The sequence below is a fragment of the Mycolicibacterium sp. XJ2546 genome (assembly GCF_053483195.1).
On record NZ_JBEFRW010000030.1, the window covers coordinates 1 to 11,102 of the forward strand.

11 protein-coding genes are annotated in these 11,102 nt (G+C 68.7%); 5 read left to right on the forward strand and 6 right to left on the reverse strand.

The features are described 5' to 3' along the window. Positions 1-55 precede the first annotated feature (55 nt). From ABQE44_RS25475 to ABQE44_RS25485, 3 genes are all read left to right on the forward strand, one after another. Positions 56-889, forward strand: coding sequence for an arylamine N-acetyltransferase family protein (locus ABQE44_RS25475; protein ID WP_448432569.1), 834 nt, complete (start codon positions 56-58; stop codon positions 887-889). 121 nt (positions 890-1,010) lie between these two features. After that, positions 1,011-1,928 (forward strand): helix-turn-helix domain-containing protein, encoded by a 918-nt coding sequence (locus tag ABQE44_RS25480; RefSeq protein WP_448432571.1) that lies wholly within the window; start codon positions 1,011-1,013, stop codon positions 1,926-1,928. A gap of 1 nt (position 1,929) precedes the next feature. Further along, a complete protein-coding gene (locus ABQE44_RS25485) occupies positions 1,930-2,451 on the forward strand; it encodes a dihydrofolate reductase family protein (RefSeq protein ID WP_448392646.1) in 522 nt (173 codons plus the stop codon). On the opposite strand, the gene ABQE44_RS25490 is transcribed toward ABQE44_RS25485, so the two are convergent. The 4 genes from ABQE44_RS25490 to ABQE44_RS25505 all read right to left on the reverse strand — a co-directional run bounded on the left by ABQE44_RS25490 (position 2,448) and on the right by ABQE44_RS25505 (position 5,715). Beyond that, the gene (locus tag ABQE44_RS25490) at positions 2,448-3,020 is read right to left on the reverse strand and encodes a TetR/AcrR family transcriptional regulator (protein WP_448392645.1); all 573 of its coding nucleotides are present in this window, start codon (positions 3,018-3,020) and stop codon (positions 2,448-2,450) included. The two genes, ABQE44_RS25485 and ABQE44_RS25490, sit on opposite strands and share 4 nt — an antisense overlap. Positions 3,021-3,099: 79 nt before the next feature. Beyond that, the gene (locus ABQE44_RS25495; RefSeq protein ID WP_448392644.1) at positions 3,100-3,237 is read right to left on the reverse strand and encodes a hypothetical protein; all 138 of its coding nucleotides are present in this window, start codon (positions 3,235-3,237) and stop codon (positions 3,100-3,102) included. A 151-nt stretch (positions 3,238-3,388) separates the two neighbouring features. After that, the gene (locus ABQE44_RS25500; protein WP_448392643.1) at positions 3,389-4,891 is read right to left on the reverse strand and encodes an aldehyde dehydrogenase; all 1,503 of its coding nucleotides are present in this window, start codon (positions 4,889-4,891) and stop codon (positions 3,389-3,391) included. Positions 4,892-4,905: 14 nt separating this feature from the next. Continuing rightward, positions 4,906-5,715, reverse strand: coding sequence for a class I SAM-dependent methyltransferase (locus tag ABQE44_RS25505; RefSeq protein ID WP_448392642.1), 810 nt, complete (start codon positions 5,713-5,715; stop codon positions 4,906-4,908). Positions 5,716-5,750: 35 nt separating this feature from the next. On the opposite strand from ABQE44_RS25505, the gene ABQE44_RS25510 reads away from it, so the two are divergent. Next, positions 5,751-6,911 (forward strand): glycosyltransferase family 4 protein, encoded by a 1,161-nt coding sequence (locus ABQE44_RS25510; RefSeq protein WP_448432573.1) that lies wholly within the window; start codon positions 5,751-5,753, stop codon positions 6,909-6,911. On the opposite strand, the gene ABQE44_RS25515 is transcribed toward ABQE44_RS25510, so the two are convergent. Both ABQE44_RS25515 and ABQE44_RS25520 read right to left on the reverse strand, forming a co-directional pair. Continuing rightward, entirely contained in the window at positions 6,895-8,544 is a 1,650-nt protein-coding gene (locus tag ABQE44_RS25515) for an MmpA family trehalose lipid delivery protein (protein ID WP_448432575.1), read from the reverse strand. The genes ABQE44_RS25510 and ABQE44_RS25515 overlap by 17 nt on opposite strands. A gap of 32 nt (positions 8,545-8,576) precedes the next feature. Beyond that, complete coding sequence (locus ABQE44_RS25520) at positions 8,577-9,782, reverse strand: cell envelope lipid trafficking protein PgfA (protein ID WP_448432577.1); 1,206 nt, start codon at positions 9,780-9,782, stop codon at positions 8,577-8,579. A 206-nt stretch (positions 9,783-9,988) separates the two neighbouring features. Between ABQE44_RS25520 and ABQE44_RS25525 the strand changes: the two genes are divergently transcribed. Next, positions 9,989-11,101, forward strand: coding sequence for an acyltransferase family protein (locus ABQE44_RS25525; RefSeq protein ID WP_448392701.1), 1,113 nt, complete (start codon positions 9,989-9,991; stop codon positions 11,099-11,101). Position 11,102 lies beyond the last annotated feature (1 nt).

Below are 11,102 nucleotides of genomic sequence, written 5' to 3' on the forward strand. Positions count from 1 at the left end.
GGGGGTATGACATGGCACTTGACCTCAACTGCGGTTGAGACCGCAGGATGTGCTCATGACGGCCGACGCGATCCCCGGGCTCGATCTGGGTGCCTACTTCTACCGGATCGGGTACACCGGCCCAACCGCGGCGACCGTCGACACGCTGCACGGGCTGGTTGCCGCGCATCTCCGGTCGATTCCGTTCGAGAACCTCGATCCGCTGATGGGGATCCCGGTGGCCGACCTCAGCGCTTCGGCCCTCAGCGACAAGATGGTGCGTCGCCGCCGCGGCGGGTACTGCTTCGAACAGAACGGCCTGATGGGCTACGTGCTCGCGCAGCTCGGTTTCGACGTCGACCGGCTCGGCGGCCGGGTGGTTTGGATGCGCGACTCCGACGAGTTGCCTGCGCAGACGCACGAGGCGCTGGCGGTGACCGTGCCAGGGGACGACCGGCGTTGGCTGGTCGACGTCGGCTTTGGCGGTCAGACGCTGCCCTCGCCGATCCGGCTCGAAGCCGGCCCGGTGCAGCAGACCCGCCTCGAGCCCTACCGGCTGCGCGAGCATGCCGACGGCTACATGCTGGACACCCAGATCCGCGACGAATGGCGCCCGCTCTACCTGTTCGGCACCCGCCCCCTGCCGCTGATCGACCGCGAAGTCGCAAGTTGGTATGTGTCAACGCATCCCGAGTCCGGCTTCGTCAAGGGCCTGACCGCCGCACTCGTCACCGACGAGGCCCGCGGCAACCTGCGCGACCGCGACCTCGCCATCCACCGCGCCGGCAACACCGAACGGATCCGCTTCGACAGTGCCGCCGACGTGCTGACCGCATTGACCGAACGCTTCGGCATCGACCTGTCGGGGCTCGGAGACGTCGAGGCCCGCGTCAGCGACCTTCTCTTTTGAGCCGAACGGGACATTTCGGCGGATTCGTGCGAGTAATTTCGACCGTTTCGTCGATCTCGGCGGGCTGGACAGCAGGAATTGTCATGTCCAACCGGCGGATGCGCGACGATACTCGTTCAACGTGAGCGAGCGATCACGCCGGGACCGGCTGCGCGAACTGCTCGACGCCGTCGTCGACGCCGACAACGCGGAGGTCGGCGATATGGCGCGCAGCAGCTACGCCTCCGAATTCCACTTCTCCCGCGAGGTTCGCCGGCTGACGGGGGAGTCGCCCGCCGCGCTGCGCCGACGCATCATGCTCGAGCGGGCCGCGTGGCGCCTGCACAACGGCGAGACCGTATCGGCCGTCGCCGCCGACGAAGGCTGGTCGTCGGCGGAGGTGTTCTCGCGCGCCTTCCGACGCACCTTCGGCGTACCGCCATCTCGGGCCCCCGAATTGCCGTTTCGGGTTCAGGCGCCCAACGGACTGCACTTCCATCCGCCCCAGTCGCTGTGGCTGGACAGCGACGGTGACACCAAGGAGCCCGACATCTCGCAACTGATGGTGGCCCACGACATCGCCGATACGACGTATCTGATCAACCATGCCGCCCAACTGTCCAACGACCAATGGCGCGAACCGATCTCACCCGGGCAGGTGGTCTTGGACTGGGATGGGCCGGAGCCCAGCGTCGGCGCGGTGCTCGGCGCCATCGTGTGGACCAAGCAGGTCTGGTTGGCCACGATCGAGGGCCGCGATTTCCCGGACCGCGCCGCGATCCAACCCGAGTCTGCCACACCCGGAAGGCTAGCCGAACGTCACGACGATATCGGAAGAGGCTGGGCGGCAATGGTTTCCACGTATACCGCCGAAGGCAGGCTAAATGACACCATCATTGACGCACTGTGCGACCCGCCGGAATCCTTTCAGCTGTACGGCATTATCGCGCACGTGCTCACCTACTCCGCGCACCGACGCCAACTCGCCCGAGCGATGCTCGCGCGCCAAGGCGTGCGCACCGACCACGGCGATCCGCTCGAATGGATGAGAGGCAATTGACATGGCGACCGTGTACTACACCGCGTCCAGCCTGGACGGGTACATCGTCGACGACGCGGACAGCCTGGACTGGCTGACGTCACGCGATATCGACCAGTCCGGGCCGTTCGGCTACGACGCCTTCATCGAGTCCATCGGTGCGATCGTGATGGGATCGGCCACCTACGAGTGGATCGTGAAAAACCAACCGGGCGAATGGATGTACGAGCAGCCGTGCTGGGTGCTGACCAGCCGTCCGCACATCATCATGACGGGCCATCCCGTGCAGACGTTCGACGGCGACGTGACCGATCTGCATCCGAAGCTGGCGGCCGCCGCGGCCGGCAAGGACGTCTGGGTGGTCGGCGGCGGCGACGTCGCCGGGCAGTTCGTCGCCGCGGGCCTGATCGACGAGATGATCGTGAGCTACGCCCCGTGCTCGCTGGGCGCCGGTTCCCGTGTGCTGCCGGTCCGTTCGGAATGGGTGCTGTCGGAGTCGGCGGTCAACAAGGACTTCGTCTGCGCGCGGTGGCGCAAGGGCTAGCGATGGTCCGGAACGTCGTGGCGACGGATGAATTCCCTTGACCTGATCAAGAATTCGACCTGCTGGGCGACGTCCTGCAGCGGATCGACGCTGCGGGTGGACCGGCACAGCACCACCGCACCTTCCAGCGATGCGATGCACATGATCGCCAGCGAGGCGGCTTGGGCGTCGTCGAACCCGTCCGAGACGAACGCCCGGGTCAGCGCGTCGCGCCAGTGGGTGAAGATGCCGCCGGCAAGCGAACTCAGCGCAGGCTCGTCGTCGGCCGACCCGATCGCGGCGGCGACCACCGGGCACCCCGCGGTGAAGTCGCTTTTGACCAGCAGCTGTTCCCAGAACTCGACGAACTGCCGCACCAAATACATTCCGCCGTGCGCGACGGCATCGTCCATCACCTCGGTGATCGCCTCGCCGGCGTACTGCAGCGCCTCGGTCAGGATCTGGTTGCGGCCGCCGGGGAAGTGGTAGTAGACCGAACCCCGCGGCGCGCCGCTGCGCGCCAGTACCTCGTCGATCGTGACGCCCGCGGCGCCGCGTTCCCGCAGCACCTGAGCGGCGCTGATGAGCATGTTGGTTCTGGTGGAGCCGCGCTTGGTGGTGCGGCCCTTGGTCGGGGTGGCAGACAGCAGAGACCTCCGGAGCGAACGGTCAGGCCGTGCGCGTCGGCCGCGGCTGCGACGAAAGCCAGCCGAAGCCGCGCGACCCGAAGCGAACGATGGGCCGACGGTTGTCAGGCACGCGATAGGTGAACCGGCGTCCGGCGAAGTTGACCTCAACGATCCACATCGAGCGCCTCCCTTTGTATGACGTGAAGCATAAATTGGGTAACACCCATTGGCAATTTATGTATTCCCGATCACACTGAGACGCTGATCAGACCGGCGCGGCACCTGGCCAACGGTCAGCAGATTATGCTCTCAACCATAATCCGGGAACGTCAGTCCTCGGGGGTGTAACCGAACGGCAGCAGCACGCTCTTGTGCTCGACGTAGGCCTCGATGCCTTCCGGGCCGTTCTCACGCCCGATGCCGGAGTTCTTGTACCCGCCGAACGGCGAGCCCGGGTCGAAGGCATACATGTTCACCGCGTACGTGCCGGTGCGGATCTTCGACGCGATCTCGATCGCCTTCTTGTTGTCGGTCGTCCACACGCTGCCCGCCAGGCCGTACACCGAGTCGTTGGCGATGCGCACGGCGTCCTCTTCGGTGTCGTAGGGGATCACCGCCAGCACTGGGCCGAAAATCTCCTCCTGGGCGATCGTCATCGAGTTGTCCACGTCGGCGAACACGGTGGGTTCGACGAACCAGCCGTTGTCCAGGCCCTCCGGCCGGCCGCCGCCGGTGACGAGGCGCGCCCCCTCCTCGACGCCCTTCTTGATGTAGCCCTCAACACGCTCGCGTTGCTTCTCGCTGATCAGCGGCCCGATCGCCGCGTTCGGGTCATCGGGCAGCCCGACCGGCATCGCCGAGACGAAGTTCGCGACCTTCTCGACGACCTCGTCGTACCGCGAGCGCGGCGCCAGGATGCGGGTCTGCGCGACGCAGGCCTGACCGCTGTTCATCACACCCGAGAACCCGAGCATCGGCAGCGTCGCATCGAGGTCGGCGTCCTCGAGGATGATCGCGGCCGACTTGCCGCCCAACTCGAGCGTGCACGGTTTGAGCTTCTCGGCTGCGATCTTGGCGATCTCCTTGCCCACCGCGGAACTGCCCGTGAAGGTGAACTTGTCCAGCTCCGGGTTGGCCGTCAGCGCGCGGCCGGTCTCCGGGCCGCCCGGCACGATGGACAGCACCCCTTCGGGTAGACCGGCCTCGGCGAACATCTCCGCCATCGCGAACACCGACAGCGGGGTTTCGGCGGCCGGCTTGAGCACCATGGTGCAGCCGGCCAGCAGGGCCGGGCCCAGCTTGTTGGCGGCCAGGAAGAACGGCACGTTCCATGCGGTGACGGCGCCGACGACACCGATCGGCTCACGCACCACCATGGTCTGGCCGTAGACGCCGTCGCGGACCTCTTTCCACGCGAACTTGTCGGCCGCGCCCGCGTAGTACTGGAACGCCGACATCGCGGCGCCGTACTGCATCATGTCGACGATCGTCTGCGGCTGCCCCGTCTCGGCGGCCAGCAGGTACTTCAGCTCGTCGGCGCGCTCCTCCATGAGCTTGACCGCGGCGCCGAGCACCTTGGCCCGCTCCTGCGGGGACATGTGCGGCCACGGCCCCTCGTCGAAGGCCTTGCGGGCCGCCGCGCAGGCCGCGTTGACGTCGGCCTCGACGGCCAGCGGCACCTTGCCGACGAGCTCACCGGTGGCCGGTGAATGGACTTCGATGACCTCGTTGGACGCGGGCTGGGCCCACTTGCCGCCGATGAAGAGTTTGTCCCACTGGGTTCGATGCGCCGGCTCGCCGGCGGGTGTCTTGTGCGCGACGGTCTGAGTCATGCTCGTCACACTACCTATCCACCGGCGAAAGTAGAACCTGTTCCAGTCGGCGGCATGAGAACGAGCACCAAGTTGCTGACCAGGAATTCCCGCAGCCCCGGGACCCGCGTCAGCCACCATGCCCATCGCGGGTGGTAGCGGGGGAATGCGGCCAGCAGGGCCCCGGTGCCGTCGGCCCACTGCAGCCCGGCGGCCGCCGATACCGCGAACAGTGACGAGCCGTAGTTGTTCTTCGGCGGACGGCCGTGCTTGCGGGTGTAGCGCGCGGCCGCGCGGGCCCCGCCCAGGTAGTGCCACAGCCCGGTCTCGTGCCCGCCGAAGGGGCCCAGCCACACCGTGTAGGACAGCACCACCAACCCGCCGGGCCGGGTGACGCGCAGCATCTCCCGGCCGAGCCGCCACGGCTCACGCACATGTTCGGCGACGTTGGAGGACAGGCAGATGTCGACGCTGGCGTCGGCGAACGGCAACGCCGTACCGGAAGCCCGCACGTAGGTGGCCGGTGTCGTCGCCTCGGGCGCGGCGTGCATCGCATGGATTTCTCCGGGGTCGGGTTCGACACCGATGTAGTGCACCCCGGCGTCGGCGAACGCCGACGCGAAGTAGCCGGGTCCGCCGCCGATGTCGAGCAGCGTGCAGCCGGCCGGCGAGGCGCCGTGCACCCCGCGCCACAGGTCGGCGACCATCGCCGCGGTGTCGGAGGCCAGCGCCCCGTAGAACCGCGCGGGATCGTGCTGCTCGAACCGGAACTCACTGAGCAGCTTGATCGACCGGGTCAGCGTCGCGCGGCGGGCCAACACATCGGTGACATCGGTGACGGCCATCCGAGCGACCATATCCAGCCGCTACGCTGGCACGGATGTCTGACCGCCGCGTTCGCTCCGTGTTGCTGCTGTGCTGGCGCGACACCGGGCACCCGCAAGGCGGCGGCAGTGAGGCCTATCTGCAGCGCATCGGCGCGCAAATGGCCCAGTCGGGCGTCGCAGTGACGTTGCGGACGGCGCGCTACGCCGGTGCCCCGCGACGCGAGACCCTCGACGGCGTGCAGATCAGCCGCGGCGGGGGCCGCCACACCGTGTACATCTGGGCTGGGTTGGCGATGGTGCTGGCCCGCGTCGGGCTCGGGCCGCTGCGCAAGACCCGGCCCGACGTGGTGATCGACACCCAGAACGGCATCCCGTTCTTGGCGCGGCTGGCCTATGGGCGCCGCGTCGCGGTGCTCGTGCACCACTGCCACCGCGAGCAGTGGCCGGTGGCGGGTCCGGTGCTGGGGCGCGTCGGCTGGTTCGTCGAGTCGAAGCTGTCGCCGCGGGTCAACCGCCGCAACCAGTACGTCACCGTGTCGCTGCCCTCGGCGCGCGACCTCGTCGGCCTCGGTGTGCACCCCGACCGGATCGCGGTGGTACGCAACGGTCTTGACGAGGCGCCCCCGGACACGTTGAACGTGCCGCGCTCGGCGGCGCCGCGGGTCGCGGTGTTGTCCCGGTTGGTGCCGCACAAGCAGATCGAGGACGCCCTGGATGCGATCGCCGAACTGCGCAAGCGGATCCCGGACGTGCATATGGACATCCTCGGCGACGGCTGGTGGCGACAGCGGCTCGTCGACCACGCTGCGCTGCTGGGCATCACCGACGCGGTGACGTTTCACGGACACGTCGACGACGACACCAAACACCATGTGCTGCAGAGGTGCTGGGTGCATGTGCTGCCGTCCCGCAAAGAAGGTTGGGCGCTGGCGGTCACCGAAGCGGGCCAACACGCGGTGCCGACGATCGGCTACCGGTCCTCCGGCGGGCTGACCGACTCGATCATCGACGGCGTCACCGGAATGCTCGTCGACGACCACGACGAGCTGGTCGACGGCCTCGAACGGCTGTTGTCCGATCCTGTGCTGCGCGAGGAATTGGGCGCCAAGGCCCACACCCGCAGCGGCGAGTTCTCCTGGCGGCAGAGCGCCGAGGCTATGCACACCGTCCTCGACTCGGTGCACGCCGGCAGCTACGTCAGCGGCGTGGTGTAGCCCGGCGCAAACGCGCCACCGTCATCCCCACCAGCCCCGCCAGCAGCGCCGCGAGCCACACCACGTGCGCCGCAATCATCAGCGGGCGCGCCGACGCGCCGGGGTGGTCGGCGCCGACGCGGTAGAGGGTCAGATGATCGTCGGTGTAGGCGACGGGCAACGGCAAACGTACTGTCGCACCGCCGGATTCGACGACCACCCAGCCAACCCCGGCTTGCGCCAACTCGTCGCGGGACGCGCCGCGCAACAGCATGTCCTGCACCTGCCGGGCACGCTGACCTTCGCCGGGCACTGTCTGGCCGCCGATGTTCAGATCACCGGTGGACAGCACGTCGGCGCGCACCCAGCGCGGCAGCGGATCCAGCACCGGAGCCGCACCCGCCCATGTGAACTGGCGCATGCTGTCCACCGGCAGCACCGCGACCGGCCGCGGGTCGGCGTTGATCATCTCCGCGACCGTCGCCCAACCCGGCGGGTACTGCACCGCGACCACCTTGGCGCCCACACCCCACGCCAGGTCCGGCAGCGTGGCGATCAGCGCCGCACAGCACAACGCCGCCGTCGCCGCGGCAGGTAGCCACCGCCGCAACGTGCTGACCGCCCCCGCGGCGGCGAGGGCATAGGCGGGCATCGCCAACGCCACCCATTTCTGCGCGTCGCGCAGCACGCCGAGGCCCGGGAACATCCGGATCATCGCCTCCACCAGCGCCAGCCCGGGCCCGGTCGCCATCACGGCGGGTACCAGCACCGCGACGACGGCCAGCACCACCAGCGGCACCGCGGCCGGGCGCCGGATCAGCGCAGGAAGCCCCAACGCCACGATCGCCAGCAGCACTACCGTCGCCACCGCAGCGAAAAGTGTTGTGCGCGAGTCAGGTACGGCCTCTCCGTTCCAGATGCCGCCCAGCCCGGCGAGGCTGAGTAATGTACCCAGCCCCGGTTCGGCGCGCGCCGCGAACGCTGCCGCCCCGGCGGCCTGCGACGACGACAACGAACCGGCGACCGCCGCCGCCAGCAGCCACGGCAGCGCGACCAGCACCGCGACGCCACACGTCAGCGTCGCGCACAGCCAACGCGGCCGTCCCGTGCCCGGGGCGAACACACACGCCAGCGCCACCGTCGCCGCCAGCAGCAGACCCGTCGGGGTCAGACCCGCCAGCGCGATCCAGAACACCAGCGCCCACATCGGCGCCAACGACGTCGACTCCCGCAACCGCAGCATCGAAGCCGCCACCCACGGCAGGCAGCCGTAGCCCACCAACAGACTCCAGTGCCCCTGCAGAAGACGCTCAGCGACATACGGATTCCACACCGCGACCGTCACCGCGACGCACTGGCCGGCCAAACCGGAGGACAGCACCTGGGCCGCCAGCCGCGCGGCGCCCCAGCCGGCCAGCCACAGCCCGGCGGCCAACAGCACCTTGACGACCACGCCGCCGTCGATCACCGACGACGTGATCGCGACAAAGAAATCCTGCGGCAGCGCGCGGGGTGCCGCCTCGCTCAGGCCCAGCGCGGCATCCGACAGATACGAGCGCGGCGTCGACACCGCGTCGCGCAACAGCAGATAGCCCGGGGCGAACAGCGGCGCGGTCACCGCGATGGACAGCGCCAGCGCATAGCCGGCAGCCATCAGCGCCCGTGCAGGCGCCTGGAGTCGCGGGATCAGACCGGTCTGTCCGGCGGCAGATCGGACGGGCGGGGCGCGGGCAGCTTCTCGGTCTGGGCCTCAGCGCCGGGCACGGGTTCAGCGGAGGATCCGCGCGTACCGAAGAAGCGGTGGTCGGCCTCGTCGAGACCCGGGTCGATCAGCGTGGATTCGGCGCGCAGGCTGAACGACCCGGCCAGCGCGCCGCCGACCAGGAACACCAGCCCCATCGCGGTGAAGGTGATCGGCAGGATGCGGCCCCACAACGCCACCCGGTCGCGCTCGTCACGGGCGCTGGCGACCTGGGATTCGACCGTCTCCTCGTTGAACGTGACCTGGTAGTCGACGAACGTCACCTCGGGGTTGAGCGGCTCACGGGCGTAGTAGTGATAGCCGTGCTCTTCGCGTTTGACGATGGTTCCCGACACCGGGTCCACCCAGAAGGTGCGCTGGGCGGCGTAATAGCGCGACATCGTGATCGGTTCTTCCGGCTCGCCGGGGACGCCCCACATCGCGGCGGTCGCGGTGACCTCGGCGTCGGCCTCGTCGTCCAACAGCGACGCATACCGAACGGGTTCCACCAGCTTGCCGTCCGCGTCGTAGCCGACGTTCTGGCTGAACCGGTAGGTGGTCAACCCGTTGACGTCCTCTTCGCCGTCGTAGTTGGCGTCGAACGCCTTCTGCGCGATCGGATCGAAGACGGGATAGGTCTTCTTCTCGGTGTCGAAGGGGAACCGGTAGGCCAGCCCCTCGTGGGGCAGCGCGATGTTGGTCGGCGGCTGCTCGTCCTCGATGGCGCGCGGCTTCTGCACGGCGCCGCCGGGGTTGCTCTCGCTGGAGACCGCCTCGGCGGTGTGCCGGTCCACCGTGACGGTGTCGACCATCGCCAGCAGCAGGCCGGTGTCCTGCTGTTCGTCGGTGCGGCGCAGCGTGGTGCCGACCTGCAGCGTGACGACGTCGGCGTTGGACGGCGCCTCCACCGTCATCTGCTGCTGCTGGACCACCGGCACGTCACGGTCGACGACGAACACCGGCTCGTTGAGCGAGGCCGGGTCGAACGCCGTTCCCGTGCCGTCGCTGACCAGTGTGGCGTCGAGGTCGAGCGGGATCTTGGCGATCTTGCCCTCGGTGTAGGTGGACAGCAACAACGCGGCGATCAACAACGCAGCGCCGAGCCCCATGATCCCGCATGCCGCGATTCGCAGCGCCACTGCGCGGTTCAAACCGTGCCTCCTTCACCTGCGGTCACCCGCAAACCCGTTCGACACTAACAGCCCGGTTTAAGGTCGTCGCTTACTACGACCGCATCGGATGGCCACCGTATGACGACCTATTTTCGACCATTTCCCGCTCGCGCGGCACACTGGTCGCCGTGACGGAATCCTCCGGGGTCGGCGGAACGCGCGGATTTCTGCCCGCGGTCGAGGGCATGCGGGCCTGCGCCGCAATGGGTGTGGTGGTCACTCACGTCGCCTTCCAGACCGCTCACACCGGCGGCATCGCTGGGCGGTTGTTCGGCCGGTTCGACCTCGCCGTCGCGGTGTTCTTCGCGCTCTCAGGCTTCCTGCTCTGGCGCGGCCATGCCGCCGCGGCGCGCGGGCTGCGACCGATCCCGCCGACCGGGCACTACCTACGGTCGCGGGTGGTGCGTATCATGCCGGGCTATCTGGTGGCCGTCGTGGTCATCCTGCTGTTGCTGCCCGACGCCAAGGCCGACCTCACGGTGTGGCTGGCCAACCTCACGTTGACCCAAATCTATGTGCCGCTGACCCTGACGGCGGGCCTCACCCAGATGTGGAGCCTTTCGGTGGAGGTGGCGTTCTACCTGGTGCTGCCGTTGCTGGCGCTGGGGGTGCGGTGGGTGCCGGTGCGCGCCCGGATACCGCTGATCGCGACGGCGGCGGTGGCCAGCCTGGCCTGGGGGCTGATCCCGTTCGACACCGCGTACGGGGTCAACGCGCTCAATTGGCCGCCGGCCTTCTTCTCGTGGTTCGCCGCGGGCATGCTGCTCGCGGAGTTGACCGTGTCACCGGTCGGGTGGGCGCACCGGTTGGCGCGGCGCCGGGTGCTGATGGCCGTCGTCGCGGTGGCGGCGTTCCTGGTGGCGGCCTCGCCGATCGCCGGTCCTGAAGGGCTCACCCCCGGCACCGTCGACCAGTTCATCGTCAAGATTGCGATGGGCGCGCTGGTGGCCGCCGCGCTGGTCGCGCCGCTGGTGTTGGACCGGCCCGACACCTCGCACCGGTTGCTGGGCAGCCCGACGATGGTCACGCTGGGCCGCTGGTCCTACGGGCTGTTCATCTGGCACCTCGCCGCGCTGGCGATGGTGTTTCCCGTCATCGGCGAGTTCGCGTTCAACGGGCACATGCCGATCGTGCTGGTGCTGACGCTGGTGTTCGGCTGGGCGATCGCCGCGGTCAGCTACGGGCTTATCGAGTCGCCGTGCCGAGAAGCGCTGCGACGCTGGGAGTTCCGCCGCAAGCGGCCGGTGCCGCCGCTGGATTCCTCGGTCGACAGCGTTCCGGAACCCGTGGCGCGCTAGC

Coding starts and splice junctions, on each gene's coding strand:
- ABQE44_RS25475 (WP_448432569.1), top strand. CDS start 56: ATGACGGCCGACGCGATCCCCGGGCTCGATCTGGGTGCCTACTTCTAC.
- ABQE44_RS25485 (WP_448392646.1), top strand. CDS start 1,930: ATGGCGACCGTGTACTACACCGCGTCCAGCCTGGACGGGTACATCGTC.
- ABQE44_RS25490 (WP_448392645.1), bottom strand. CDS start 3,020: ATGCTCATCAGCGCCGCTCAGGTGCTGCGGGAACGCGGCGCCGCGGGC.
- ABQE44_RS25495 (WP_448392644.1), bottom strand. CDS start 3,237: ATGTGGATCGTTGAGGTCAACTTCGCCGGACGCCGGTTCACCTATCGC.
- ABQE44_RS25500 (WP_448392643.1), bottom strand. CDS start 4,891: ATGACTCAGACCGTCGCGCACAAGACACCCGCCGGCGAGCCGGCGCAT.
- ABQE44_RS25505 (WP_448392642.1), bottom strand. CDS start 5,715: ATGGCCGTCACCGATGTCACCGATGTGTTGGCCCGCCGCGCGACGCTG.
- ABQE44_RS25510 (WP_448432573.1), top strand. CDS start 5,751: ATGTCTGACCGCCGCGTTCGCTCCGTGTTGCTGCTGTGCTGGCGCGAC.
- ABQE44_RS25515 (WP_448432575.1), bottom strand. CDS start 8,544: ATGGCTGCCGGCTATGCGCTGGCGCTGTCCATCGCGGTGACCGCGCCG.
- ABQE44_RS25525 (WP_448392701.1), top strand. CDS start 9,989: ATGCGGGCCTGCGCCGCAATGGGTGTGGTGGTCACTCACGTCGCCTTC.